Below are 25,883 nucleotides of genomic sequence, written 5' to 3' on the forward strand. Positions count from 1 at the left end.
TAATGGCAACAATTCAATTTAATGCTGAAGGGCTTGAATGAATTCTAGAGAATTTGAGTGAATCGTTACAAAACGCATATGTTCTTGACTGGTATCATCTGCTGATTTTTCAATTTCAATGACATAGTCCGCTTGTGGAATTTCATCACCACCTTTAGACGGCCATTCAAACAAAAAAAGCGCATTTGGAATATCCAAATAATCTCGGATCCCCATCAGTTCAAGCTCATAAGGATCGTTTAAACGATACAAGTCAAAATGAAAGATTTCTTTTCCATTAATTTTATAAGGCTCTACCAAGGTATAGGTCGGACTTTTCACCGCCCCTTGATGTCCCAAACTTTGTAATAAATAGCGCGTCAGCGTTGTTTTACCAGCACCCAAATCCCCAATCAGATAAATCACACCTTGGTTGAGTTGCTTCGCCAGCGTTTCTGCTAACTTTTGAGTATCTTGTTCATGACTTAAAGTTAATTTAAACGAATGCAACATAGGGTCCACAACATGATTCAAAGCAAACGAATATGATAACATTGACCAAGCCTAAAGCCTATGTGCAATTTAATGCTTTGAAACAAATGCTTTAAATTTTGCGCAAATCAAAGCATTAATAGCTATTTTTTAGTTTATCTACTTAACCCAGTCAGCTCAAACCTTTATGTCTAATTTGCCCTTACAACCAAATTTTATTCCTCCGATGCGAAATGGCGTTACGGCAAGCAAGGTTTTTATTGAAAAATCTACGCATTCTTTTAGCAGTTTATACGAATATTTATGCCAACATTTTTCGCATATTTTGCCACAAGAATGGCAGCAGCGTTTTGATGATGGTCTGATCTATGATTTTCATGGGCAAGTTTTAAACCGACATAGCCCCTATATCGCCAATACGCATATTTACTATTACCGTTTTTTGGCACATGAAATTCATGTTCCTTTTTATGAGAAAATTCTCTTTGAAAATGACGATATATTGGTCGTCGATAAACCTCATTTTTTAACCATGAGTCCAACAGGTCAATATGTTCAAGAAACTTTACTTGTTCGCTTAAAAAATACGACAGGAATAGCGGAACTCACACCGATTCATCGACTAGATCGAGAAACAGCAGGTGTTGTTTTATTTTCCAAACGAGCTGAAACGCGTGGTATTTATCAACAAATGTTTGCAAATCGACAAATCCAAAAAATCTATCATGCGATTGCGTCTTACGATTCGAGCTTAAAGCAAAACTTAACGATTAATTTAAGAATGGAAAAGGGACAACCTTTTTACACCATGCAAGTCGTGGATGGCGAAGCCAATACCCATACCGAATTAAAAATAATCGAGCATGATACAAACTGGGCACTATATGAACTAAAACCAACAACAGGTAAACAGCATCAGTTAAGAGTTCACATGAATCATCTTGGAATTCCAATCAAAAATGATCCGTTTTATCCCGTTATTTCACATAAAAATGAACAAGATTTTACTCAACCGTTACAACTACTTGCCAAAGAGATTTTATTCATCGATCCGATAACAAAGCAGCAAAATCACTTTTGTTCGGAACAAGTATTGACGCTATAATTTCATTGTAATGACAAAAAATACACTTTTTATCGCTAAAAGATTGAAATTACATTTAGTTTCATTAAAATAAACGCTTAAAGCTAATGATGTTTGGTCACCATTCATGAGAAAAACAGAAGTTTATCAAGTCCGACTTGATTCACAAGAAAAAAAACAAGCGTTTGCTGTCTTTAAACAGCTCGGGATTACCCCTGCTCAAGCGGTTCGTTTATTCTTCAAACAAGTGGTTTTAACAAAATCCATTCCCTTTGCAATTGAAAACCAAAATATCAACATGGAACAATTGTTAAAGCTACGTAAACTCAAACAAGAGCAACTGGATACCAATGCTCAAACACCAGCGACAGAACTTGACTTAGATGATCATGATGACATTTTTGAAGAGTTAAATGCCCTGCTTGGTGAAAGTGACAAAACTTAACAGTGAAGCATTTATAAACAAACTTTAACTCGATCCTTATTCATTTTTCGTTATGCTCTATTGCCAAACAAATAAAAATGACAGTGATACCAAACTGTTGTAATAAAAAGTGCAAGGAGCTGAAAATGATCGTAAGACGCGCAACACAAGCAGACTTAAACCAACTTGCAGTTTTATTTGATGAATATCGCCAATTTTACGGCGCATCTTCCAACATTGACCAATCTTTAAATTTTTTAATTCAACGCTTTGAAAATCAAGAAAGTGTCTTCTTTGTTCATGTGAAAGATGATGTATTTACAGGTTTTGTTTTACTTTATAAAGGGTTCAATTCTGTCGCATGTTCGAGTTATTATATTTTAGATGACGTCTATGTGACTCCAATTTTTCGACGTCAAGGCTCTGCAAAACAACTCATAGACACCGCAATTTTATTTGCACGACATGAAAATGCGCTTCGCATCAGCCTCGAAACTCAAAAGACCAATTATCAGTCACAGCAACTTTACGAAAAAATGGGCTTTGTTCGTGATGATGAATTTATCACTTATCATTGCTTCCTCAAGTAAGTTGATTTTTGGCAGCCAAAATTTGTGATTCATCAAGATAAGTCCAGTTGGATTCTTCAAGTGAATTTTCCTTAAAATCATCAAGTGAAAGTTGTCCGATTTGGTGGCGATGTAATGCTTCAACTTTATTACCAACCGCTGCCAACATCCGCTTAACTTGATGATAAACGCCTTGGTGAATCGTCATTTGCAATTCGTTTTCAGCACGTTTTATCACATCTGTCGCTGCAAAGACTCCTTTTTCATTTCGCAGTTCAACACCGTGTTGTAAAGTTTCAATCTGTTCATGATCGATTGGATCAGCCAAAAGCATGCGATAAACTTTGGGCACATGCTTACGTGGATTCGTCAGTGCCTGTAAAAATTGACCATCATCTGTCAATAACAATAATCCAGAGGTATCCTGATCTAAACGCCCTACACATTGCAAACCACGATTGAGTAAAATCTCATCAAAAAGCTCAAAGACACTTAAATGATGTGTCGCTTGATGTGAGCATTCATAGCCTTTGGGTTTATTCAGTGCAATATAAACTTTTTCACGGTAAATATACGGAATATTAAACACAGAAAATTGCAAATTTTGCGGTTTAAATTTCTGTTTTAAATCATGAATTGTTCCATTTTCTACGCATACAGCACCACTTTTAATCAATTGCTGACAATATTTTCGAGAGCCAAAGCCCTGACTCTGTAAAATTTTTTCAAGCAAAATCATAAAAGCACCTCATTTTCAATTTTGCATAGTCTAATCTGTTTTGGAGCTGATTGAGCAATTTCGTTGCATGCAACTTGTCTTTTTGCTGTAATTATTGTCTATAATGCTGTCATTTTCCTGTTTTCATAAAGAAAGAACGAATATGGCAAATTTAGATCTCAACCTAATCGTATTAATTATTTTATTAGCGTGTGGGATTTTCAGTCACAATACTGCTGTGACCATTGCTGCTGCCGTATTGATTGTTTTTAGAATCACACCTTTATCAGAGTATTTTCCACTTTTACAAAATCATGGCTTAAATATTGGGATTATCATTTTAACCATCGGCGTACTCACACCGATTGCAAGCGGTAAAATCCCAGGGGATGAGATTTTAAAATCATTTATGAGCTGGAAATCTATCCTTGCGATCTTAGTCGGACTTACAGTCGCGTGGTTAGGCGGTCGTGGTGTAAAACTCATGACCTTACAACCCAATGTCGTAGCAGGTTTATTGATCGGAACAGTAGCAGGAGTTGCACTACTACGTGGCGTCCCAGTAGGACCACTCATCGCAGCAGGCATCTTGTCACTTTTGATCGGAAAAGGATAATTGTTGCAATAAAAGCTGTCTTTGATTTTTTCGCTCACGTTTACTTTTATACATTCGCAAATCAGCCATTTCTTGCAATTTTTCAATCGTTTGGGCTTCATCTGGAAAAACCGCACTTCCAATACTTGCGCTCATTTGTAGAATTTTATCTTCGAACTCAAAGGGCATGCTGCAAAGTTGCTCGATATGTGCTGTAGCAGAAACAACTTCTGAAGCTTCGGAAATATGATTGAGAATAATAGCAAACTCGTCACCACCTAAACGCGCAACCAAATCTTCTTTGCCTACGGCATTGACCAATCTTCTGGCAATTTCTTTAATCGCTTCATCGCCAAAACGATGCCCAAACTGATCGTTTATTTTTTTTAATCCATCCATATCAATCGCAAGGATTGCCATAAGATGTTGATCTTGTTTTGCTTGTGAAATAGATAAATGTAAACGATCACGGAACAACGAACGATTTGCCAATCGTGTTAAAGAATCACGTGTTGCGAGTTGATATAACTCCTCTGCCCCATAACGCGAGCTATGATAAATCGCAGCAGCAACCTGTTCCGCAAGCAAGCTTAAAATTTGAATATCTTGTTCACCAAAACCGTCCAAATGTTCAGAATAGACTTTTAAAACACCAAGTGGCTCACCGACATGCGCAAGTGGAACGACAACCATAGAACGAAATTCTATTTTTCGGCGATTAATTGGGTCTATTCGTGGATCATTTTCAGCATCAGGGGAATAAAAAATTTCGTTTTGTAAATAACACAAACCGGACAAACTATGATTTTTTTTAAGGCGTATTCCCAATAACGAAGCTGCACTTTGTGAAACAACGCTATAGAGCATTTCATCGCCATCAGGAAGCTCAATGACCACACCTTTGGCATTGGTCATCTCTTGAATTTTATCAACTACTGTAGCCATTACAGCTTTACTGTCCAGACCCAATTTTGCAATCTGAATCTGCAGTTGAATAATACTCATGAGCTGTTTTTGCGTAAGCAGTCTTGATCTAGGCATACACCTTTCCCAGTTGGATTTTTACCAAATAAGGAATTTAAATAGTAATACATTTTTCAGATATATTATGATATTTTCGAACAAAGTTACACATATTTATCATATAAAATTCAAACAGATATTTAAAATGAAAACCAGATCACAATAGTTTAAAAAAATACAATTTAACTTGCATAATAGCTGTTACGTTTTTGCGAAAATTTTTCTAACTGTTTCAAGAAACCTTCGAAATAATTCTTCTCTTTCTCCTCTATTCGATATCCTGCATACAAAGTTCGACGTAAGCCATTTGTTGCGACACAGTCTAATCTTTTAGAAGTTACCCAGCCTTTTTGCTCATATTCGTTGACGACCCAATCAGGTAAAGCTGCAATCCCTCGACCACTTGCCACCAATTGAATCAACATCTGAGTTAAATCTGTAGTACGTACCTGCTTTGGTAAAATATTTGCAGGAATGAACAACTTTGCTATGATATCTAAGCGGTGTTTATCAACTGGATAGGTAATCAAAGTTTCTTCAGCCAACTCTTGAACCGTAATATTTTTTGCACGAACCAATGGATGAGTATTGGACAAAACCAAACGCGACTCGTACTCAAAAATTGGAAAGTATTCAATACCTTTTAATGCAATTGGATCGGCTGTAATTAACAAATCAAACTCAGCATTTTGTAAAAGTTCATGCGGATTTGCCTCAAAACCAGAAGCAAAATCCAGATCAACATCAGGATATTGTTGGCGGTATTGATTAAGCAAAGGCATTAACCAGTCAAAACAACTATGACATTCCGATGAGAAAATAATCCGCCCCGTTTGACCATGTACAATCCGCGTAATATCCGTTTGCGCAATTTGAATCTGCGGCAAAATGTCATCCGCAAGTTTTAACAGGCGTTGTCCAACATTGGAAAAGGTGACTGGACGACTACGTCGATTGACTACTTCTACCCCGTACCAATGATCAAGTTCTTTAAGTTGATGAGAAATCGCCGAAGGTGTCAAACACAAATCATTTGCAGCAGCAACCAATGAACCATGTTCACGTAAAGCAATTAAAGTTTTTAAATGGCGAATTTCCAACATGAATAAGGTTCCAACATTGCGCTGATTTCTGAATCAAAATTTCTAAATTTTTTAAACTAATCTAACAATTTTAAACTTATAAAATGTGAAGCATTTATCACAAAAATAAATATAAAAGACAGATTAGTATAAATGAATAGTATTCACTATATCATGAAATTAATTAGTTTGTCTCATCATGAGAAATATTTAATTATTATTTTAACAAATGAATTTTATTAATTAGATTTAGGGCTAAATAAAATGACTATTCAAACTCATATTTTAGGATATCCACGTATTGGTGCAAAACGTGAACTTAAATTTGCATGCGAAGCTTATTGGAAAAATGAAACTTCACAAACTGAATTTTTAGAAAAAGCATATGCCGTTGAAGCAAGCAATTGGCAAGCTCAAATCGATGCTGGTACATCATTGCTAACTGTAGGCGATTTTGTTTTATATGACAGTATATTGACTCATGCTGTACGCCTTGGTGTCATTCCAGCTCGTTTCCATGAAGCCTCAAAACTCAATCAGATTGATCAACAATTTTACTTGGCGCGTGGACGTGCACCGAACTGTTCTGACGTCGCCGCACTTGAAATGACCAAGTGGTTTGACACCAATTATCATTATCTCGTACCTGAATTAGATTCAGCTCAAACATTTAATGCTGATTTTTCTGAGCTATATGCACAAGTTGACCGAGCAAAAACATTGAAACAGCCACTTAAAGTCGTTGTTCCTGGTTTACTCACTTTCCTTTACCTTTCACGCATTGTAGATCAGCAACAAAGCTCTGAAGTTCAGGATCATCATAAAGAGCATGACTGTGAATGTGGCCATGAACATGCCGAACTTGCAGCTGATAAAGCGACACTTCAGTTTGTTGATGCTCTCATTCCCATTTATGCCAAATTATTTGATGAATTGAGTGCCCGTGGGGTTGAATATGTGCAAGTCGATGAGCCTATTTTAGTACTCGATCTCGCTCCAGAATGGCAAGCAGCTTTTGAACGTGTATATCACTTATTGCAACGTCGTGATGCTCTAAAACTTATCATCACCACCTATTTTGAAACTTTGGGTGAAAATCTAAATCTCGCGGTAAATCTACCAGTTGCAGGTTTGCATATCGACATTAGCCGTGAAAAAGCAGGTGAATTTTTCTGGAAAAAAGTCATCGATCAACTTCCTTCACATAAAATCCTCTCTTTGGGTGTGATTAATGGCCGTAGTGTTTGGGCGAGTGATTTGGTCAAACTCGATGAAATTGTCCAAACTGCACAAAAAACCTTAGCTGATCGTCTATGGTTATCCACTGGTTGTTCACTTTTACATGTCCCAGTAGATTTAAGCTCGGAAACTGTACCAAGCAATATCGATGGTAAACTTGCTTTTGCTCGACAAAAACTTGATGAATTGGTTGCACTTGCGTCTGGCAACATTTATGTAAATGAAAAACTCAGTAAGGCTGCAGAACATAGCTTTGATCTCGTTGCTCAATCACGTCCTGAAGCATTTGAAATCCGTTTCAAAGCACAACAAGAAAAATTTAACTTACCGCTTATACCAACCACCACAATCGGCTCATTCCCACAAACAACAGAAATCCGAGCAGCGCGTGCAGCATGGAATAAAGGTCAACTTTCAGATGCTGATTATGAAACAGCAATGAAAAAAGAGATTGCATATGCAATAGAGCAACAAGTAGCATTGGGCCTAGATGTTTTGGTGCATGGCGAGGCTGAACGTACTGACATGGTTGAGTACTTCGCAAGTCTGCTCGATGGTTTCTGGTTATCAAAATTTGGTTGGGTACAATCTTATGGTAGTCGTTGTGTACGTCCACCGATCATCGTAGCTGATATCAGCCGTCCAAATGCAATGACTGTGAAATGGATTGAATATGCAAATAGTCTATCTGACAAAATTGTTAAAGGCATGTTGACGGGTCCTGTCACCATTTTGAACTGGTCATTCCCACCTGCGCATCGCACACGCCGAGAAGTCTGCTTACAACTTGCTGAGGCGATTCGCCTAGAAGTTTCTGATCTGCAAACAGCAGGTGTCGAGATCATTCAAATCGATGAAGCAGCATTCCGTGAAGGTTTACCTCTACGTAAAGCTGATCGTCCAGAATACTGGGATTGGGCAGTTAAATCATTTAAACACTGTTCAAGCAGTGCCAAGTTAGATACCCAGATTCATACTCATATGTGTTATTCAGATTTTAAAGATTGCTTAGCTGAAATCACAGCAATGGATGCGGATGTCATTACCATTGAAACCTCACGCTCAGGTTTACAGCTTTTAGAGGTATTCCACCAACAAGGCTATCCAAATGCAATCGGTCCGGGGGTATATGATATTCATAGTCCACGCACTCCAAGCAGTGAAAATATGCGTAGCGTAATCGATGGTGCTTTAAAAACCATCCCTGCTGAGCGTCTTTGGGTCAATCCTGACTGCGGTTTAAAAACACGTAACTGGGCAGAAACGAAAGCTGCACTGACAGAATTAGTCAAAATGGCAAAAGAAATACGAAAAGAATTAGAAGCTGCTTGAAAATAACAATTGAAATAATTATAAATTGCGCAAAGCCTCAGAAATGAGGCTTTTTTTATCATATGCCTGTAAAGCAATACAATTAAAATTCAATATGCTTATAACTGCTCTTGAGCTATTTTTAGTCCACTATCGGCTGCTTTTTGAAACCAATAGTTTGATTTTTCAGGATCAATCTCAACCACGTTTCCGCCCTTTTTATAAATAGCGCCCAAATTGTACATCGCTTCAGGCAAGCCTAAATTTGCTGCTCTTGTAAGTAAATCTATCACTTTAGTTTTATTTTCATCCAGCAACTTTTGATTAGATAAATAAATCGAAGCAAGATTATACATTGCCTTTGCATTGTTTTTTTCAGTAGCCGCCTGCAAGATTTCAATCGCCTTATTTTCATCTTTAGCAACACCATATCCAAAACTATAAAGCGTTGCCAAGCCAACCTCTGCTTCTTGATTGCCATGCTGAGCAGCTTTTTGATAATAGTCTTTTGCGATTGCATAGTCTTGAACTACACCATCGCCATGAAAATATAAAGTCCCAAGATTATATTCTGCATCAGCCAACTGTTGATCAGCAGCTTTCTTCCAAAGTTCAGCCGCTTTCTTATAATCCGGACTCACGCCCAAACCATCTTTATACATCATAGCTAGATTATTTTGTGCATAAGCATTGCCCTGCTTCGCTGCCAAGCTAAGCCAATGAATAATTTCAGCATAATGTTCAGAACCTCCTTTCCTAAACAATACTTCGCCCAATTCACTTTGCGCGCCAACATCATTTTTCTGAGCTGCAAGCCTATACCAATCAATAGCTTGGTCTAAATCCTCATGTCCATAAGTGTTATCTCTATAAATCAAACCCAAATAATTTTGCGCCAAGGTATCACCTCGATCCGCAGCTTTTTTAAACCAATAAATCGCTTGATCAATATTTTTTGGAATTTTTTCACCATCCAAATAATGCTGTCCCAACACAACTTGAGCATCAAGGTTTCCACTTTCTGCTAGAGACATAATATTTTTTATATTGTCTTCTTTTTTCTGACTTGAACATGCAGAAGCACTTAATAAGATTGAAATTATAAAAATAATATATTTTTTCTTATTGATCAAAATGTTCTGCATTTGACTAAATCTCCCATTCCCCTTGCTGTGGATCGAACTTAGCAAACTCTCCTGTATCAGTAAACTCTGAAGCTGTCATACTTATCTCGAAAATATCATCCGCATTTGAAGCCGCACTAAAATACAATCCAAATTTTGTGAGTATTGCTTGGACACTAAAATCGACTTTACGAAATTCTAAATAGTCTTTCTTCGTGACAAGTAATTCATAATCATAAGCAATCAAGCGATCTTTCAGCTCTTCAAATTGTTGTTCAGTCAACTCACTCAAATTTTCACTATGTTCAAAAAAATCATCGGTATGTAAATTTTCAAAATTTCGCATGGTCTGTATATTAAATATCTGTACGTTATAGCTCATTGTTATCTTCTTTTATCAAATTGATTTATTTAAAAATCAAAGTTGTAATTAAAATTGCATTAAAATCATGCTTTAGCTTTTTCTTTTGAAAATTATATCTTCTCTATTTCCTATTTCCTATTTCCTATTTCCTATTTCCTATTTCCTATTTCCTATTTCCTATTTCCAGATAGTATCTCATGTAAATATCGAATAATGTTCATTTAATATTTCACAAAAAAATGCGCTCATTTAGCGCATTTTTTTGATTCATTTTAGAAAAATTTAATGATGGTTTGTATGACCACGGCATTAATAATATCGATAAAGAAAGCACCACAAAGTGGAATGATCAAAAAGGCTTTATGCGATGGCCCATAACTATTGGTGACCGCTTGGATGTTTGCAATTGCTGTTGGGGTTGCTCCCATTCCAAAACCACAGTGACCTGCTGCAAGTACCGCAGCGTCATAATTGCTGCCCATAATTTTAAATGTCACAAAACCAGCATAAAGTGCCAATACCAAGGTTTGAACCAATAAAATGATAATCAATGGTCCTGCCAAATCCGCCAATAACCATAATTGTAATGACAATAACGCCATTGCCAAATAAAGAGATAAGGAGGCATTACCAAACACATCAATCGCACGATCGAAAATTTTAATTTTAAAAATATTTTCAATAATATTACGTAAAACCACGCCTGATGCGAGTGCCCAAACAAAAGTAGGAAGCTCAAACCACTGCCCACGTCCGATTTCAGTCATCCAATTGGCTACAAAAATACAGGTCGCGAACATACCTAAAGTTGTCACCGCATTGCTTGCTGTAATTAAACGAGTTTTTGTCGGATATTCAAACGGCGCAACATCAGTTGTCGGAGGAGTTTCATCACTTTGGCTATCATGCGTCAAACGTTCTGCTAAATGGTGTTTTTTGATCAAAAATTTGGCGACAGGTCCGCCAATAATACCACCAATGATCAGACCAAAAGTCGCACTTGCCATCCCTAAAACAATCGCACCTTTGATACCATGCTGTGACTCTAAAATAGAACCCCATGCACCTGCTGTACCATGCCCACCCGTTAATGTAATGGAACCTACTATTAGCCCAATTAAAGGATCAAGTCCAAGCAAGGTTGCAAGCCCCATACCAACAGCATTTTGCACAATTACGAATACAGCAACACAGATCAGAAAAACAAATAATGCTTTTCCACCCTCTTTTAATTTGACAAAACTTGCACTTAAACCGATCGATGTGAAAAACATCAGCATCAGTGCCTTCTGGATTTCAGCATTAAAAGTCGCACTAATATTGAAAAACTTATATAAAATATAAGCACATATGGCTGCAACCAAACCACCAACCACGGGTTCTGGAATATTGTAGTTTCTAAAAAACTTAATTTTATTGACTAAAAACCGTCCAATTAAAAGAACAACCACCGCAATTACGATTGTTCCAAATGCATCAATGCTAAATGTCATAAATTCCCCACGAATGCATAAATAAAAGTTTATTATTATATTAAAAATTTATATTGAGAATTTGTCATGTATAAAAATGTAATTTTTAAGTTATTGTGTTTATTGATTTAAATAAAATATATAAACAAATCAGCTGTATAAAATACTTTCTATTTCATCAGATTTTCCATAGAAAATTATTGTTTTGGGTGTCGCACATTATTGATTTAATGAAAACCAATTCTCGTTTTACAAATCTTAAGATAGACAGAATAAAATTAAAGCTCAATCGATCAAAATGTTTATAACTCCATTTTGATCGATAAGATTGACAACAATGCTTTTTAATTATCAGGAAGTTTTTTTCCGCAATGCGGACAATAGCAATACTGCTCTCGTTCTTCTTTCAACTCCTGTTCTTTTTGTTCACGTAATAGTTGCAGCAAAATATCATGTGTTTGCTCGACCGTTAAACCTACGTGTTTACGCAATTCTTCGATTTTGTCCTGATCGGTGACCAAATCAATATCTTTATCATTGATGACCATTTCACGAAATTTTAATTCTAGTTTTTGCTTTCTTTGTTCTAACTCATTTGCAAGACCATTCGCCAAAATACCTGCGGGTAATGCTGCCAAACCCACACCAAGTATGGTGATCAAAGCACCTAAAAAACGTCCCAGTGGCGTGATTGGCGTAACATCTCCATAACCTACTGTAGTTAATGTCACAACTGCCCACCACATCGACGCAGGAATTGAGCTAAACACGGCGGGTTGGGCGCGACTTTCTACAACATAAACACCGGCAGCCGACATCACGATCATAATCAATAAGATAAAAATAACCGCTTGGAAAGAGCCTTTTTCACGTTCTATTACACGTAATAAAATCTGTAAAGACACAAAATAACGTGTCAGTTTTAACAGACGTAATAAACGTAAAATTCGCAGGAATCGTAAGTCGATATGCACTAAGAAATTGAGATAAGCAGGCAAAATAGCCAATAAATCAATAATCGCAGCACCGCTTGTGATCCATTTTAAGCGTGCTTTCCAAGCAGGCATAAAGGGATCTTTTTCAACAACGCTCCAAAATCTAAGCAAGTATTCTGCTGAAAATATCACGATCGAAAGATTTTCAAAGATATCAAAATAGATTTGATATGCTTTATAGATATCATTCACAGACTCAAGTAAGACCGCAATAACGTTACCAATAATGAGAATAATCAACAAATAGTTAATCGAACGACTAAACCATGTTTCATAATCGTCATTGTGCAAATTGTTATAAACAAACTTTCTTAACGAGTACCAAGCGGTAATTCTCATACTTCGTGCTTATTTTTTTCAAAAAAGCATGTTAATACGTGACCAATAAAAATAATATATTTCAACTGATTTCTTATAACTTTTCATACAATTTTGAGTGTTAAATAAGCAATATTCATCATTCATAAATATAATTACTCAATTGAATAAAAAAATATTATATTTGTGCGATAATTTCATTATTTTTCAATCTTTCACCCAAAATATATGGGATGTTATGTCTTCCAGCACTAAAAGTCAGCTTAAACATGGCTTATCAAATCGTCATATTCAATTGATCGCACTTGGTGGTTCGATTGGCACAGGTCTTTTCCTCGGTATTTCACAAACCATTAAACTTGCAGGTCCATCTGTCATATTGGGTTATGCCATTGCAGGTTTGATCGCCTTTTTTATGATGCGTCAGCTCGGTGAAATGGTGGTTGAAGAGCCTGTCAGCGGATCTTTTAGTTATTTTGCCTATCGTTATTGGAGTCCATTTGCAGGCTTTATGTCTGGCTGGAATTATTGGGTGTTAAATGTACTGGTCTGCATGGCAGAGTTATCTGCTATCGGACTTTATGTGCAATATTGGTTTCCAGATATACCGACATGGGTTTCAGCATTAGGCTTTTTTATATTCATTAATATCATTAACTTAATGCATGTCAAAGTATTTGGTGAAACAGAATTTATATTTTCTATTATCAAAATCTTAGCCATTATCGGTATGATCGGCTTTGGTGCTTATTTGCTCGCAACTGGAAATGCTGGAGCGCAATCACACATTAGCAATCTTTGGGCATTGGGTGGATTTTTCCCAAATGGCTTGATGGGCTTAGTGATGGCAATGGCGGTGATCATGTTCTCTTTTGGTGGTATAGAATTGGTCGGTTTGACTGCTGCTGAAGCAAAAGATCCTACGACGACCATTCCAAAAGCAGTCAATCAAATCGTTTATCGCATCTTGTTGTTTTATATTTTGACGATTTTCATTTTGCTTTCACTCTATCCATGGAATCAAATTGCGGAAGGTGGTAGTCCTTTTGTACTGATTTTTGATTCACTTGGCTCGCAGTATGTCGCAACAATTTTAAATTTTGTCGTGCTAACTGCTGCAATTTCTGTATATAACGGAACCAGTTATGGAACGAGCCGTATGCTTCTAGGACTTGCAGAACAAGGCAATGCTCCAAAATTTTTAGCCAAAATCAATCATCGCGGTATTCCTTATTATGCGATTTTGACCTCAGCTGCTGTAACACTGATTTGTGTTATTTTAAATTATGTCTTTCCAGAGAAAGCTTTTAAATTACTCATGAGCTTAGTTGTTTCTGCAATTGTGATTAACTGGATGGTGCTTTCGCTTACCCATTTAAAGTTTAAACGTCGCATGAATAATCAAAAGAAAAAGACTATATTTCCAAGTATTGCGTATCCTTTTTCAAACTATATTTGTGTCGTATTTATGCTGGGTATTTTACTGATCATGTGGTATACCCCCGATATGAAAATTGCAGTCATTTTGATTCCATTTTGGTTAATGATTTTGACCATTGCTTATCGTTTAAAACAACGCAAACTTAAGAAAGTTTAAATAGATTCTCTTGATCATAGATTGGAATGGTTTTATTTATTTTTTTAAAATCTTAAAATATAAATGAAGTCGACAAATAGCACCTTTAAAGCACCCTTCTCTAAAGGTGCTATTTGTACAATCAAAGCCAGTCTCCCAAATGACTTCGATTTCATGAGACTATTTTAGCGTATGATGTATTTAAAATTTTCCCTAATTCGCCCCTTCTCGCACCCAGTTTCAGCAAAATTTTTCATATTTTTGTCGATTAACAGAAAATTTTTCTTTGGTTTAAATTATGAATGACTCTAAACATACATTAGACAAGATTGATCGCAAAATTCTGTCAGCACTTCGCCAAGATGGTCGGCTAACTGTTGCCCAATTGGCTGATATCGTTGGTTTATCAACATCCCCTTGTTGGACTCGATTAAAACGTTTGGAAGCGCTAAAAATTATCGATGGTTATAGTGCCAATATTGATCCCAAAGCCATTGGTATAAATGAGTTATTTTTCATTGAAATCACTTTGGAACGTCATGATGACGAAATACTTGAACAATTTAGTGAAGCTTTAGCCGATATTCCTGAAGTAATAGAAGCACATTTGGTTACTGGTGATTATGATTATTTGGTGAAAATTGCAGTAAAAGATGCGGAACATTATGAGCGGTTTTTACGTAAAAAATTATATGCAATGAAAGGTATTCGTCATACACGTTCTATTTTTGCCTTGCGCCCTCTAAAGCTTGAAAATAAAGCTGATTTGATGTTAATTGATTGATTAGCTCATGATAATAAACTATTGAATTATCATTTAAAATGAATTGATCTTTTGAAGAAAATGGCAAGCCACTACATTGTATTTAAAAGATCAATTTGCGAATTAAAATCTCTTCTCATTGAACTTAAACTCGCAAGACGCGACACTTAATCTAACAAAAATCAATCTAAGAAAAACCAGTTAAGCAGTTTTAGTCCATATTTTACAAAGCAACTATTTTGTGGCTTGTATCATATAGTTATTATATTACGTGAAATATTCATCAAAATAAATTGCTTTTAGAGGCTGTAAAATGTCAAAAATATTGAAAATCTCCTTAGTGCTAAGTACTTTAGCACTCAGCGTAGAGATGCTTCATGCTGCCACTGTAAGCTCAGAATTCTATGGCAAAACAGCAAGTGGTGAAAATGTTCAGCAGTTTATTTTTAAAAATGCAAATGGCATGAATGTCAAAATTATCAATATTGCAGGCGCAATTACTGAAATTAATGTGCCTGATAAAAATGGTAAAATCGCAAATGTCGCTTTAGGCTTACCCAATGCTGAAGCTTATGCGACAAAAAATGATCCGCATTTTGGTGCAATCATTGGTCGTTATGCCAATCGTATCGCCAATGGTCGCTTTACTTTAAATGGCAAAACGTATCAGCTCCCTTTAAATGATGGACATAATACTTTGCATGGCGGTCCTTCTACTTTTGCCCAAGACCTTTGGACAGCCAAAATTTTGCCACAAAAAAACCCAGCAGTAGCCTCTGTCGAAATGAGCTATTTTTCTCCAAACGGTCAGAATGGTTTTCCTGGAAACTTAACCACTACCGTGACTTATAGTCTCAATGATCAGAATGAACTGTCTATACATTATTCAGCACGTACAGACCAAGATACTGTCATCAATCTCACCAACCATACTTATTTGAATTTGGCAGGTGAAAGTAGCGGCAATATAGAAAAACAACAAATTCAAATTCTTGCATCACGTTATACACCTACAGATAAACAATCACTCCCTACTGGGGCAATTGTTTCTGTAAGCAATACACCGCTTGATTTTCGTAAAATGAAGGCTATCGGCGATGATTTGAGAACTAATTTTGATCAGATTAATTATGCTCGTGGTTATGATCAAAATTGGGTATTAGATGCTTATGTTCCAAATGCAACTCAGCCTCGTTTAGCTGCACGTGCTTATGATCCAGAATCTGGGCGTACACTTGAGTTATCAACGACTCAACCTGGATTACAGTTTTATACATCCAATAGTTTAGATGGCAGCGTGATCGGATCATCAGGCAAAGCTTATCGTCAAACAGATGGCTTTGCTTTTGAAGCTGAACATTTTCCAAATTCAGTAAATATTCCGAGTTTCCCTTCTACAGTTCTCAAAAAAGGTGATACGTATAGTGAAACGACTGTTTATAAATTTGGCATTCAACGATAATCTGCTGCTATTGAATCGAGATTTTATTCGATTTAAAGCTGATTTTATGTTTTAATGTGCGCAGTATGAGATGAGCCTTATATGAGTATAACGAGAGTTATACGACTAGCCCCCTGAAAATGGGGGCTTTTTATATGCTAAATTGATAGCAGAATACATATTAATCATTTAATATCAAATCATTAGAAATAATAAGCCAAAGATACATAGGCTCGTTTAAACCAATCTCCATTTGTTCCTCCTGCCGCTAAGCCTTCGCTATCCCCCACGTATGGATCATGTTTACCAATCAGTAATTCAGCTTGAACCGTTAACTTTTCATAACTAAAAGCCAGTCCAGGAATAAAGCGCGTGGAATTTTTAAAACCATCTTCATCTTTGATATAAGTACTGTAGTTTAAATAGGGTCTCACACCTGTAAATGGTCCCACTTTATTGGGAAAGCTATAACTGACTTCTGCTGAATAAATTTGACCTTTGGTCGCAGAATTAAAAGAACCATCAAATCCACCCAATGTAATTTGATTTGGAAATTGGTGGTCGGCATTATCTATATTTTGATAGCCAGCCAATGCTTGAACATTCCACTGATGGTATGTGTTATTTGCAAATATGGCATAGACTTGGCGGCTCCCTGTTTGTTCTGATCTTTTATTTTCTACTTGTGAGTACCATGCAGAGGCACCCAATTGGGAACTTATTTTTTCATCATTATTTATATTTTTAAAAGTATGTGCGCCCCTAACTACGATTGCATTTTTCTCCCGGGTGTTTGTTCCATCTTTAACATAATCATCAGCATTGACTAGGTTTACACTAAAACGTTTCGAGTCCTTGCTATGTCCGTAAAAATTGCCTCCATCGGTGGGATAGTAAGCCAACTGAAACTCATTTGTGCCATTGTTAAAATCGTATTTGATACCTAAATCATGCACATCTTCCAAGCCTGCTGCGTTCGCTATGCCCAGATAAAAGGTATTTCCCCAAAAACGTCCTAAACCAAATGGTACTGGATTTAAACCAGCGATGATTTTACTATTCTGATCTATTTTATAACCGAACCAAGCATCTGTTAACCAACTGGCATCACCTAAATGACCATAGTACTCATAAAACCGATAATCTAAATGACCGATCCATTGTGGCGAGTTATAGTCGAGCCAAATTATGGCATCCGAAAAAGAAAACTTACTGTCGCTAGGTGTAGTGTCAAAGTTATAAACATATTTCGCACGTATCGCACCTGAGATCGCAAGTTCGCCACTTTGTGCTTTGGTATCGCCAAAACGAATCGCTGCATGAGTTGAACTATATGAAGAAAATAAAGAAATCAACAACAAACCTAATTTTAAGTTTGGTTTTTTAATTTTATTTACCAATGTGAAAGACATATATTATTATCCGTTTTCTTTTTGATTTTGATCTTATATTACATTAATTTATTTAAATAAATACGAATAATAGATAATCTAGTCGCAAATTAAGCTAAGCCAGCGCTATCTTTTTTTCATACAACAATATCTTTATAAATTCTAATTCTGACACATTAAATTATCTATACTCTAGTATTCATAGCGCTATAATTATTATGAATAAATTTGTTAATGATAGTCAAAAATCAGATATTGCACATTTAAAAAAATGGTTTATATGGAAAACTGAATGGCCAACATGGCTATTGATTATATTCTTCTATATGGCTTGTTATTTTACACTTACTCATTTTGAACATCTGGGTTCGTTGATCAGTAGTATTTTATTATTATTGTTGATCACTTTTTATATGTCATTACAACATGAGTTACTACATGGACATCCAACACGATATGATGAATTAAATCGTCTGTTTGGTTTGCTGCCATTTGCACTCCTGTATCCCTTTGATTTATATAAACAACAGCATCTTATTCATCATAGTGATGAACATTTAACTGATCCGATCCTCGATCCTGAAAGTAATTATATTTTTGTTGAAAATTGGCAAGCTTTGAATCTGCTACAAAAGTGGCAATTTCAACTTAATCGCAATCTACTCGGACGTTTTTTGGCAGGTCCATTTTTTTCTTTCATTTCAGTACTTAAACAAATTTTTTTAGATTTTTATCAGCTAAAATTGCGTGCCATTTTAATGTGGATTGAACATTTTATATTGATTGCTGTGCTATTTTGGGCACTCAAGTCGATCTTTCACGTTCCGATCAGTCTATATATCATCATCGCGTATTTTTCGATTTCAATTGCCTTAATTCGTTCTTTCTATGAGCACAGGCCCGCAGTGAATATCTCTGATCGCACTGTAATCAATGAGGCTGAATTTATCTTTAGAATTCTATTTTTGGATAATAATTATCATTTAATCCATCACGACTTACCTCATGCACCGTGGTTTATGTTAAAAACAATTTTTAAAAGACATCAACAAGATTATCTGATTAAAAATAATGGCTTTTATGTCAGAGGTTATAGAACACTTTTTAGATTGCATAGTATAAAAGCGATAGATTCACCGATATATCAGCACAGTTTAGAACAAGTCCAATCTAAAATTAATCAGCGTAAATAAAGAGGATCAATATGTCACAGTTATGGAAAATTGGCCTACCCATGTATTTATTATCAGAACAAAATCAGGATTATTATGATTTGTTTTTACAATATTTTATGAAAGAAATTAAACGCTTAGACTTTAAAGATAATATCGAAATCATCTCAAAATTTCCTGAGGACTTATATATTTGGTGGCAGGATCAAGATGTCCTTTTTACTCAATGCTGTGGCTATCCTTTGATTAAATCATTAAAGGATCAAGTCCAGCTCATTGCAAAACCTGATTATGCTGTTGTAGGTTGTGAAAATGGATATTATCGAAGCGTCTTGATTACACATCGCGACAATATTTTTGATTCTTTAAACTCATTTATAGATCAGCGAATTGTGATCAATCAAATAGATTCAAATAGCGGAATGAATGTTTTACGTGCTGAGATTGCAGCTCTTGTCGATGATAAGCCTTATTTTCAGACTGTAAAAATTTCTGGATCACATCTCAATAGTATCCAAGCGATCACGGAACATCGAGCTGATCTAGCAGCAATTGATTGCGTCAGTTTTGCATATATAGAAAAATTTCGCCCAGAACTTTTAAAAGAGATACGTATCCTTTCCTATAGTGTGCAATCTCCAGCTTTACCGATCATTGCATCAAAGGAACTAAAAGACCAATATAAAAATCTCGTTTTCCATGCCTTAAAAAACATGCTTAAGCTGCATCCACAATTGTACCAAGCCCTTTTAATCAAAGATTTTTTAAGGACTGATCTAAAGGAATATCAAAAAATATTGGATTTAGAAAAACAAGCTCAGCTTATCCAATTTGATTTCAATCAAGATTTAAGCCTAATCTAAAATAATTAAAAGCAATCCTAATCCTCACTCATATCAGATCTTATCGATATCCATTTGATAAATTTCATCATACAAATTTAAAAAAAATTACTATTAGTAAGTAACATATCAATAGTAATTAAAGGATTTATGAATGTGCTTCTCGCTTCCAAGGAGTCACATACCGTTCAAATGTACGCATACTAAAATCAAAAACGATAGACACTAAAGCAACAGCGATCGCACCTTGTAAAATTTGTGACGTACTATTGATCGTAAATCCAACGATAATCGGCGAACCTAGACTTTCTGCTCCTACCATTGGCGATAATGCTGCTGTAGCAATGATCAGCAAAATACTAATTCTCAGCCCTGAAAGTATTGAGGGTAATGCTAATGGCAATTCAACTTTAAAAAAGATTTCTCTCGGACTTAGTCCTATACCTTTTGCAGCGTCAATGGTTTGAGTATCAACATTTTCAATCCCTGTGATCGTTGCCTGTAAGGTCGGCATCAATCCAAATAAAAACAAGGAAAAAATAGCGACTTTTGAACCAAACCCAAAAATAGGTAAGAAAAGAAATAACACAGCCAAAGGCGGTAAAGTTTGGCTCACTGTGGCGATATTTCTAAGTAATGGTGAAAAACTTTTTCCACTTGGTCTGGTCACAAATATCCCCAAAGGAATTGCTGTGAGTATGATCAATAAAGAGGTATATAAAATAATCAGTGCATGATCTTTAAATAACTCAATTAATGAGGATTGTTCATATAAAAGTGCTTGTCCGTCAGATAAAAATGGTGACAACAGCGCTTGCCACAAACCTTGCCAATAGAACAAAGTAATTAAAACTGGCCACACCAATATCGCAATCATATTACGCATCGATATCGTTCTATGCGGTTGACTACTCATAATGCACCTCTGATAAAATCGTGTACGCTCACGCGTGCAATCGGCTTTTCATCATCATCTAGCACCAATAAGCTAGGTACGCCTGACAACAATTTACTCAGTGCATTTCGGGCATTGGCTTTAATAGAAATCGTATGCTCTTGATTTATATTTACCTGTTCTAAATCAAAAAAACCGTGACCTTGCTGTATGATATCTCCAACAAGATGTAAACTCAGCCGTTGTAATTCTCGTTCTTGACCCAAAAATTGTGCAACAAAGTCATTTTTAGGTGATTTTAAAATCTGATCTGGAGTATCAAATTGTACGATTTCGCCCTCTTGCATCAACGCAACCTTATCACCTAAACGTACTGCCTCATGAATATCATGAGTGACAAAGACAATGGTTTTTTTGACCTGAGTTTGAATTGCTAAAAGTTCTGCTTGTAATTGTTCTCGTGTAATCGGATCAACTGCACTAAACGGTTCATCCATTAACAAAATTGCAGGATCAGCAGCTAAAGCTCTTGCAATCCCGACACGTTGCTGTTGACCACCTGAGAGTTCCTTAGGATAACGATGGGCAAATTTTTCAGGCGCCAACCCAACGACATGCAACAATTCTTGTGCACGTTGTTTGCGTTTAGCTTTATCCCATCCCAAAAGTTCAGTCACAATTTCAACATTTTTTTCTACAGTTAAATGTGGAAATAATCCTGCATTTTGAATTACATAACCAATCGAACGACGTAATTTCACCGGGTCAAGATTTAAAGCATTTTCACCATGAATCAGGATTTCGCCCGAAGTCGGTTCAATCATACGATTGATCACACGTAACAATGTCGATTTACCACAACCAGAAGGACCAATGAGCGTAACCAGTTCACCATTTCGGATTTCTAAATTGATTTGTTTTAAAGCGCTAGTATTGCCATATTGTTTTACGATATTTTTTAAATGAATCATTATTTTAATCCTTTTGCGGTAAATACACCTTCGATCAAGCGTAAAAACGCATCAATCACCAAAGCCAAGACGACTGCTGGAATACACCCCAATAAAATGAGATCTTGTACCGACTGTTCTGTTCCACGCATCAATAACACACCTAAACCACCGGCATTAACGATCACAGCAATCGTGGCCAAACTGATCAACATCAGGCATGTCAAGCGTATACCATTGATAAAAAATGGAAACACTAAAGGTAATTCAACTTTCCAAAAGATTTGATGCGGGCTTAGTCCGATTCCCTTAGCGGCATCAATGATGTCTTTCGGAATATTTTGTAGGCTACTATGTACATTGACGATCAAAGGAAATACGCCATAAAGCACCAAAGCAATCAGCGCAGGTGTTGTCCCCAACCCTCTCACGCCCAATTCGTCCCAATGACTTGTTAAATGAAAAGATGAGAACCATTGAATTGGATGGGTAAAAAGTTGATAAAACAAATTGGTCAAGATCGGCAAAAATACGATGATGCCAAAAAATACAATAAAGCCAATCGTAATTTTAATCTTGCTCGTCAATGGTCCATAAGGTAGCCATTTGAAACTTAAGCGTCCTAAAACGACCAATGCAATAATGATCAATAAAAGACCTAAGCTCTGCTGCACCGTAAAGACTTTGCCAAAAAAAGAAAGTAATGGTAATAACAAGCCGTATAGTGCAATAGAAGGAACTGTTTGCATAAAACCATTTAAACTTAAAATCACTTCCTCTAACCAAGCTTTTTTTGTAGCAACAACACCTAAAACTGTACCCAAAACAATAATCAAAGGTAATGCACTAAGGACTAAAATAATGTGTTGCCACAACTCACTTTTAAATATCTCCGAGTTTGCAATATATTCTCGATAAATCCCCCAATGCTGAAACGGTGCAATTGCTGTAATGATCACGATAAAAAGAATAGGAATGAGCACCCATTTTTTACTTTCCTGATAAACAGAGAACAACAAAATATAGAGAGCGAAAGCTGAAAACCAAGCACCTGTCGATAAGCTAATACGACTTAAATGATCTTGAACTAAATCTACACTTCCAAAAGTACTTGCAGCGATAATCAGGACACAGCTCAGACTTGCGGCCAAGACCAAAAGAACCTGTTTACTTCGTCCTCTTGGCATAAATGCAACCACAAGCACAGCGATCCATGACAACAAAATAGCCCATAGCCACGGAATTGATCCTGTTGCGTGCTCAGTTAAAGCCCATAAATCAAATGATTCACCGAGTGGTAATACACGATTTGCATATTTCGTCACAAAAGGATGTGCCAAAGCAAATAGTCCAAAACATACAGCCAATAATGCGACTTGATTAACTTCTGTTCGAAAATATAAAAAGGAAAAAAATCCACTATATGTTCTTGGTTTTCCGCTTATATTCTTTTTAATATATTCTTGTTCCGAAACAACACTTTTTGTCATTTTATAAATCCTCGTTGCTTCAGATATTGTTCTGCAACACTTTTCGGTGTTTGACCACCCACCACAATTTGGCTATTTAATTCAGATAAAACTGGAGAGCTAAGCCCCGCAAATAAAGGTTCTATACTTGATTTAATTTCAGGATGACTATTTAACACCGACGCTCTTATCGTTACAGCTGGCTGATAGGTTTCTTGTGCACCTTGTGTATCTTTCAAAGCCACTAAGTTTAATGCTGCAAGCTGTCCATCCGTTCCATAGGCCATTGCAGCATTAATTTTATTCGCACCTCTCGCCAATGCTGTTTCGGTTTGGGCTGTATTTCCACCTGGCAACATAATCAGTTGATTGGATTTCAATTTAAATTTGTATTTTGATTCGAACGCCTTCAGACCATCGGCACGGGATACAAACTCATAGCTGCCAATCAGTTTGACATGATTGCCAGAATTGACATAGCGGGCAAAGTCATCCATTGAATTGATATGTTCTGAATTCGCCATTTTCTTTGTAATAGCAATGACAAAAGTATTGTTGGCTGGTGCAGGCTTTAACCACACGATCTTATTTTGTTTTAAATCTGCTTGAACTAAAGTTTGATAAATCTTCAATGGGTCCTTTGAGTTGGTTTTAACATTTTTTACCAGATTTTGTACATTGCCCGTATATTCTGGATATAGGTCAATTTCACCTTCAAGCAAGGCTTTACGCACGACTTGTGTGACTCCTGTTGAGCATTTATCGATTATTTTTAAGCCTTGATGACTCAGTGTTAAATGAATCATCTGACACAACAAGTTACTTTCAGTATCGATTTTTGACCCAATCACCACTGGACGATCTGCATGAATGATTTGACTCATCAAACAAAATAGACTGAAAATGACTGGAATCTGACATTTTATGGGAAATAGACTATTCCCATTTGATTTGCTCATAATTTACTGTTCTTATTGTCAATATTGATCAGAGTTTATTTAATTATGTTAATTAATAAACTATTTTTTTTAAATAAGATTATCTTAAAGAAATGTTTAACTTTTGAGTATTTGATTTTTGCTCAATCTTCAAACATATGCTTTTATATATTTTTTTATACTTATCAACCTATTAAGACATAAAAGCTATGTTTTTAAGTCGCCATTGTTTAAAGTGTCTATACACTTAAGAGAAATTAAATAATTCGGATCTGAGAAAAATAACGCTAAAAAGGACTCAAGCCACGAGTTAAGTTAAAAATACCCAACCTACAACTTGTGTCCTTCCATTGAAATCATTTGGTTTATTGTGCTGTATAGCCACCATCAACCAAGACTGATGTACCATTTACAAATGAAGCTTCGTCACTTGCCAAGAACATTACAACATTTGCAACTTCTTCAGGTTTACCTAAACGACCAATTGGATGAAGTTTTGCGAGGTTTTCTTTTTGTCGTTCATCTGCTCCGCTCAATAGCGGTGTGTCAATATAGCCCGGACACACAGCATTGACACGAATACCTTTAGCAGCATAATCCGTTGCCAAAGTTTGAGTGAGTAGTTTTACGCCTGCTTTGGCAGCAGCATAAGCCGTCACCCCTTTTTTCCCTACCCAACTATGAATAGAACCACAATTTACAATCACACCTTTTTTATCATGCGCCAACCAATACTCAATCGCATATTTATCCAATAAATAAACTGCAGTTAAATTGATATCTATGGTTTTTTGCCAGTGATCTAAAGCCAATTTATCGATAGGTCCATCACTTGCAATTCCAGCATTGGCAAAAATAATATCTAAACCTGAAAATGTTGTAATTGCATGTTGAACCAAGTCTTTATTTTCTTGTTCGTTTCGTACATCTATTTTAAAGAAGCTGGTAATAAACCCCTGATCATTTAAGTCATCACTGATTGCTTGACCATGATCATTGAGGTCAGCTATCACAACTTTTGCGCCCTTTTTACAAAAACCAATTACTGATGCTAAACCAATACCACTTGCACCGCCTGTTACGATTACAACTTTATTATTAAAATTCATATATTTTCCTCATTTTTCATATTATATTTTTAGCATATCTTAAGAACAAATCCCATAGTTTATTTATGGTTTAATTAACTCTGCATACTTTGTTTTCTAAAAATAGTAGGTTCATAAATTTATTTCTTAGTCCCATCTGTGAGCATTTTATTAAAAATTTACCCTTATCTTAGCCTTGCCCTCACTGCGTCCTACGTTACAATCAAAGCAACACTTTCATACTTGCTCAAGGAGCAAGAGACTTACTATATTAATTTTTCAAAATGATAAACGATTGTATATTTTTGATTTTTATAAATAGATTTAGAAATCAAACAAATGTATTTAATCTTAATTTTCATATTTTCCAATAGAAAATAAATAAGTGATGAATAATGGTCCAATTGATGAGCAAGCTATAAATAATAATGTTTTAAACTCAATTCTCGCTCCTATAAACATGATACATGCTACCGAAAGAAGCATTGTCACAAGAAATAAAAAAATTAAAATTTTCATGAAATCTCGTGTATTATATTTAGCAATTCTTTTTTGAATAAAATGACTTA

Annotated in this window: 24 protein-coding genes; 10 read left to right on the plus strand and 14 right to left on the minus strand. The window is 35.9% G+C overall.

Annotated features, from left to right (window positions below):
- Positions 1 to 18 precede the first annotated feature (18 nt).
- Positions 19 to 492 (minus strand): tRNA (adenosine(37)-N6)-threonylcarbamoyltransferase complex ATPase subunit type 1 TsaE, encoded by a 474-nt coding sequence (gene tsaE, locus F960_RS06175; protein WP_020846623.1) that lies wholly within the window; start codon positions 490 to 492, stop codon positions 19 to 21.
- Between the two features lie 166 nt (positions 493 to 658).
- On the opposite strand from tsaE, the gene F960_RS06180 reads away from it, so the two are divergent.
- The 3 genes from F960_RS06180 (at position 659) to F960_RS06190 (ending at position 2,569) form a co-directional block, all read left to right on the plus strand.
- A complete protein-coding gene (locus F960_RS06180; protein ID WP_004860905.1) occupies positions 659 to 1,576 on the plus strand; it encodes a pseudouridine synthase in 918 nt (305 codons plus the stop codon).
- Positions 1,577 to 1,682: 106 nt separating this feature from the next.
- Positions 1,683 to 2,000, plus strand: a complete 318-nt coding sequence (locus F960_RS06185; RefSeq protein ID WP_004860908.1) for a type II toxin-antitoxin system RelB/DinJ family antitoxin — start codon at positions 1,683 to 1,685, stop codon at positions 1,998 to 2,000.
- A gap of 125 nt (positions 2,001 to 2,125) precedes the next feature.
- The gene (locus tag F960_RS06190; RefSeq protein ID WP_004860910.1) at positions 2,126 to 2,569 is read left to right on the plus strand and encodes a GNAT family N-acetyltransferase; all 444 of its coding nucleotides are present in this window, start codon (positions 2,126 to 2,128) and stop codon (positions 2,567 to 2,569) included.
- On the opposite strand, the gene F960_RS06195 is transcribed toward F960_RS06190, so the two are convergent.
- The gene (locus F960_RS06195; protein WP_035373095.1) at positions 2,562 to 3,284 is read right to left on the minus strand and encodes a pseudouridine synthase; all 723 of its coding nucleotides are present in this window, start codon (positions 3,282 to 3,284) and stop codon (positions 2,562 to 2,564) included. The genes F960_RS06190 and F960_RS06195 overlap by 8 nt on opposite strands.
- A 145-nt stretch (positions 3,285 to 3,429) precedes the next feature.
- On the opposite strand from F960_RS06195, the gene F960_RS06200 reads away from it, so the two are divergent.
- Complete coding sequence (locus F960_RS06200) at positions 3,430 to 3,882, plus strand: DUF441 domain-containing protein (RefSeq protein ID WP_004860915.1); 453 nt, start codon at positions 3,430 to 3,432, stop codon at positions 3,880 to 3,882.
- Here F960_RS06200 and F960_RS06205 read toward each other — a convergent pair.
- Together F960_RS06205 and F960_RS06210 are read right to left on the minus strand one after the other, a co-directional pair.
- Complete coding sequence (locus F960_RS06205; RefSeq protein WP_004860917.1) at positions 3,859 to 4,902, minus strand: sensor domain-containing diguanylate cyclase; 1,044 nt, start codon at positions 4,900 to 4,902, stop codon at positions 3,859 to 3,861. The two genes, F960_RS06200 and F960_RS06205, sit on opposite strands and share 24 nt — an antisense overlap.
- A 164-nt stretch (positions 4,903 to 5,066) precedes the next feature.
- Positions 5,067 to 5,987: a LysR family transcriptional regulator gene (locus F960_RS06210; RefSeq protein WP_004860920.1), complete on the minus strand. Its 921-nt coding sequence runs from the start codon at positions 5,985 to 5,987 to the stop codon at positions 5,067 to 5,069.
- Positions 5,988 to 6,230: 243 nt separating this feature from the next.
- On the opposite strand from F960_RS06210, the gene metE reads away from it, so the two are divergent.
- Positions 6,231 to 8,537 (plus strand): 5-methyltetrahydropteroyltriglutamate--homocysteine S-methyltransferase, encoded by a 2,307-nt coding sequence (metE, locus tag F960_RS06215; RefSeq protein ID WP_004860923.1) that lies wholly within the window; start codon positions 6,231 to 6,233, stop codon positions 8,535 to 8,537.
- A 98-nt stretch (positions 8,538 to 8,635) separates the two neighbouring features.
- Here metE and F960_RS06220 read toward each other — a convergent pair whose 3' ends face one another.
- The 4 genes from F960_RS06220 to F960_RS06235 all read right to left on the minus strand — a co-directional run bounded on the left by F960_RS06220 (position 8,636) and on the right by F960_RS06235 (position 12,810).
- Positions 8,636 to 9,661 carry a tetratricopeptide repeat protein gene (locus tag F960_RS06220; RefSeq protein WP_004860925.1) on the minus strand — a complete coding sequence of 342 codons (1,026 nt, stop codon included), beginning with the start codon at positions 9,659 to 9,661 and terminating at the stop codon, positions 8,636 to 8,638.
- 4 nt (positions 9,662 to 9,665) lie between these two features.
- Positions 9,666 to 10,022, minus strand: a complete 357-nt coding sequence (locus tag F960_RS06225; protein WP_004860926.1) for a hypothetical protein — start codon at positions 10,020 to 10,022, stop codon at positions 9,666 to 9,668.
- A 254-nt stretch (positions 10,023 to 10,276) separates the two neighbouring features.
- Positions 10,277 to 11,497, minus strand: a complete 1,221-nt coding sequence (gltS, locus tag F960_RS06230; RefSeq protein ID WP_004860929.1) for a sodium/glutamate symporter — start codon at positions 11,495 to 11,497, stop codon at positions 10,277 to 10,279.
- Between the two features lie 323 nt (positions 11,498 to 11,820).
- Positions 11,821 to 12,810 (minus strand): potassium channel family protein, encoded by a 990-nt coding sequence (locus tag F960_RS06235; protein ID WP_004860932.1) that lies wholly within the window; start codon positions 12,808 to 12,810, stop codon positions 11,821 to 11,823.
- A gap of 217 nt (positions 12,811 to 13,027) precedes the next feature.
- Here F960_RS06235 and F960_RS06240 point away from each other — a divergent pair, with 217 nt between their 5' ends.
- The 3 genes from F960_RS06240 (at position 13,028) to F960_RS06250 (ending at position 16,590) form a co-directional block, all read left to right on the plus strand.
- Positions 13,028 to 14,386 carry an amino acid permease gene (locus tag F960_RS06240; RefSeq protein WP_004860935.1) on the plus strand — a complete coding sequence of 453 codons (1,359 nt, stop codon included), beginning with the start codon at positions 13,028 to 13,030 and terminating at the stop codon, positions 14,384 to 14,386.
- 277 nt (positions 14,387 to 14,663) lie between these two features.
- Entirely contained in the window at positions 14,664 to 15,149 is a 486-nt protein-coding gene (locus F960_RS06245; RefSeq protein ID WP_004860938.1) for an Lrp/AsnC family transcriptional regulator, read from the plus strand.
- Positions 15,150 to 15,441: 292 nt separating this feature from the next.
- Complete coding sequence (locus tag F960_RS06250; RefSeq protein ID WP_004860943.1) at positions 15,442 to 16,590, plus strand: aldose epimerase family protein; 1,149 nt, start codon at positions 15,442 to 15,444, stop codon at positions 16,588 to 16,590.
- A 182-nt stretch (positions 16,591 to 16,772) separates the two neighbouring features.
- Here F960_RS06250 and F960_RS06255 read toward each other — a convergent pair whose 3' ends face one another.
- Positions 16,773 to 17,981 carry a hypothetical protein gene (locus F960_RS06255; protein WP_004860947.1) on the minus strand — a complete coding sequence of 403 codons (1,209 nt, stop codon included), beginning with the start codon at positions 17,979 to 17,981 and terminating at the stop codon, positions 16,773 to 16,775.
- A 197-nt stretch (positions 17,982 to 18,178) separates the two neighbouring features.
- On the opposite strand from F960_RS06255, the gene F960_RS06260 reads away from it, so the two are divergent.
- Entirely contained in the window at positions 18,179 to 19,153 is a 975-nt protein-coding gene (locus tag F960_RS06260; protein ID WP_004860950.1) for a fatty acid desaturase, read from the plus strand.
- An 11-nt stretch (positions 19,154 to 19,164) separates the two neighbouring features.
- The gene (locus tag F960_RS21465; protein WP_004860953.1) at positions 19,165 to 19,995 is read left to right on the plus strand and encodes a phosphate/phosphite/phosphonate ABC transporter substrate-binding protein; all 831 of its coding nucleotides are present in this window, start codon (positions 19,165 to 19,167) and stop codon (positions 19,993 to 19,995) included.
- A gap of 127 nt (positions 19,996 to 20,122) precedes the next feature.
- Here F960_RS21465 and F960_RS06270 read toward each other — a convergent pair whose 3' ends face one another.
- The 5 genes from F960_RS06270 to F960_RS06290 all read right to left on the minus strand — a co-directional run bounded on the left by F960_RS06270 (position 20,123) and on the right by F960_RS06290 (position 25,335).
- Complete coding sequence (locus F960_RS06270; protein WP_004860957.1) at positions 20,123 to 20,890, minus strand: ABC transporter permease; 768 nt, start codon at positions 20,888 to 20,890, stop codon at positions 20,123 to 20,125.
- The gene (locus tag F960_RS06275; RefSeq protein WP_004860960.1) at positions 20,887 to 21,840 is read right to left on the minus strand and encodes an ABC transporter ATP-binding protein; all 954 of its coding nucleotides are present in this window, start codon (positions 21,838 to 21,840) and stop codon (positions 20,887 to 20,889) included. The genes F960_RS06270 and F960_RS06275 overlap by 4 nt, the downstream gene beginning before the upstream one ends.
- Positions 21,840 to 23,309, minus strand: coding sequence for an ABC transporter permease (locus F960_RS21470; RefSeq protein ID WP_004860962.1), 1,470 nt, complete (start codon positions 23,307 to 23,309; stop codon positions 21,840 to 21,842). Before F960_RS21470 ends, F960_RS06275 begins: the two co-directional genes overlap by 1 nt.
- Complete coding sequence (locus F960_RS06285; protein WP_004860964.1) at positions 23,306 to 24,247, minus strand: glycine betaine ABC transporter substrate-binding protein; 942 nt, start codon at positions 24,245 to 24,247, stop codon at positions 23,306 to 23,308. Before F960_RS06285 ends, F960_RS21470 begins: the two co-directional genes overlap by 4 nt.
- A 344-nt stretch (positions 24,248 to 24,591) precedes the next feature.
- The gene (locus F960_RS06290; RefSeq protein ID WP_004860965.1) at positions 24,592 to 25,335 is read right to left on the minus strand and encodes an SDR family NAD(P)-dependent oxidoreductase; all 744 of its coding nucleotides are present in this window, start codon (positions 25,333 to 25,335) and stop codon (positions 24,592 to 24,594) included.
- Positions 25,336 to 25,883 lie beyond the last annotated feature (548 nt).

It is taken from the genome of Acinetobacter gerneri DSM 14967 = CIP 107464 = MTCC 9824, assembly GCF_000368565.1.
Classification (GTDB): Bacteria; Pseudomonadota; Gammaproteobacteria; order Pseudomonadales; family Moraxellaceae; genus Acinetobacter; species Acinetobacter gerneri.

What these genes read in the sequence shown, in the direction of transcription:
- F960_RS06205 (WP_004860917.1), bottom strand. Translation starts at nt 4,902, where the DNA reads ATGCCTAGATCAAGACTGCTTACGCAAAAACAGCTCATGAGTATTATT.
- F960_RS06260 (WP_004860950.1), top strand. Translation starts at nt 18,179, where the DNA reads ATGAATAAATTTGTTAATGATAGTCAAAAATCAGATATTGCACATTTA.
- metE (WP_004860923.1), top strand. Translation starts at nt 6,231, where the DNA reads ATGACTATTCAAACTCATATTTTAGGATATCCACGTATTGGTGCAAAA.
- F960_RS06235 (WP_004860932.1), bottom strand. Translation starts at nt 12,810, where the DNA reads ATGAGAATTACCGCTTGGTACTCGTTAAGAAAGTTTGTTTATAACAAT.
- F960_RS06285 (WP_004860964.1), bottom strand. Translation starts at nt 24,247, where the DNA reads ATGAGCAAATCAAATGGGAATAGTCTATTTCCCATAAAATGTCAGATT.
- gltS (WP_004860929.1), bottom strand. Translation starts at nt 11,497, where the DNA reads ATGACATTTAGCATTGATGCATTTGGAACAATCGTAATTGCGGTGGTT.
- F960_RS21465 (WP_004860953.1), top strand. Translation starts at nt 19,165, where the DNA reads ATGTCACAGTTATGGAAAATTGGCCTACCCATGTATTTATTATCAGAA.
- F960_RS06270 (WP_004860957.1), bottom strand. Translation starts at nt 20,890, where the DNA reads ATGAGTAGTCAACCGCATAGAACGATATCGATGCGTAATATGATTGCG.
- F960_RS21470 (WP_004860962.1), bottom strand. Translation starts at nt 23,309, where the DNA reads ATGACAAAAAGTGTTGTTTCGGAACAAGAATATATTAAAAAGAATATA.
- F960_RS06210 (WP_004860920.1), bottom strand. Translation starts at nt 5,987, where the DNA reads ATGTTGGAAATTCGCCATTTAAAAACTTTAATTGCTTTACGTGAACAT.
- F960_RS06290 (WP_004860965.1), bottom strand. Translation starts at nt 25,335, where the DNA reads ATGAATTTTAATAATAAAGTTGTAATCGTAACAGGCGGTGCAAGTGGT.
- F960_RS06180 (WP_004860905.1), top strand. Translation starts at nt 659, where the DNA reads ATGTCTAATTTGCCCTTACAACCAAATTTTATTCCTCCGATGCGAAAT.
- F960_RS06250 (WP_004860943.1), top strand. Translation starts at nt 15,442, where the DNA reads ATGTCAAAAATATTGAAAATCTCCTTAGTGCTAAGTACTTTAGCACTC.
- F960_RS06275 (WP_004860960.1), bottom strand. Translation starts at nt 21,840, where the DNA reads ATGATTCATTTAAAAAATATCGTAAAACAATATGGCAATACTAGCGCT.
- tsaE (WP_020846623.1), bottom strand. Translation starts at nt 492, where the DNA reads ATGTTGCATTCGTTTAAATTAACTTTAAGTCATGAACAAGATACTCAA.
- F960_RS06225 (WP_004860926.1), bottom strand. Translation starts at nt 10,022, where the DNA reads ATGAGCTATAACGTACAGATATTTAATATACAGACCATGCGAAATTTT.
- F960_RS06245 (WP_004860938.1), top strand. Translation starts at nt 14,664, where the DNA reads ATGAATGACTCTAAACATACATTAGACAAGATTGATCGCAAAATTCTG.
- F960_RS06255 (WP_004860947.1), bottom strand. Translation starts at nt 17,981, where the DNA reads ATGTCTTTCACATTGGTAAATAAAATTAAAAAACCAAACTTAAAATTA.
- F960_RS06220 (WP_004860925.1), bottom strand. Translation starts at nt 9,661, where the DNA reads ATGCAGAACATTTTGATCAATAAGAAAAAATATATTATTTTTATAATT.
- F960_RS06190 (WP_004860910.1), top strand. Translation starts at nt 2,126, where the DNA reads ATGATCGTAAGACGCGCAACACAAGCAGACTTAAACCAACTTGCAGTT.
- F960_RS06240 (WP_004860935.1), top strand. Translation starts at nt 13,028, where the DNA reads ATGTCTTCCAGCACTAAAAGTCAGCTTAAACATGGCTTATCAAATCGT.
- F960_RS06185 (WP_004860908.1), top strand. Translation starts at nt 1,683, where the DNA reads ATGAGAAAAACAGAAGTTTATCAAGTCCGACTTGATTCACAAGAAAAA.
- F960_RS06200 (WP_004860915.1), top strand. Translation starts at nt 3,430, where the DNA reads ATGGCAAATTTAGATCTCAACCTAATCGTATTAATTATTTTATTAGCG.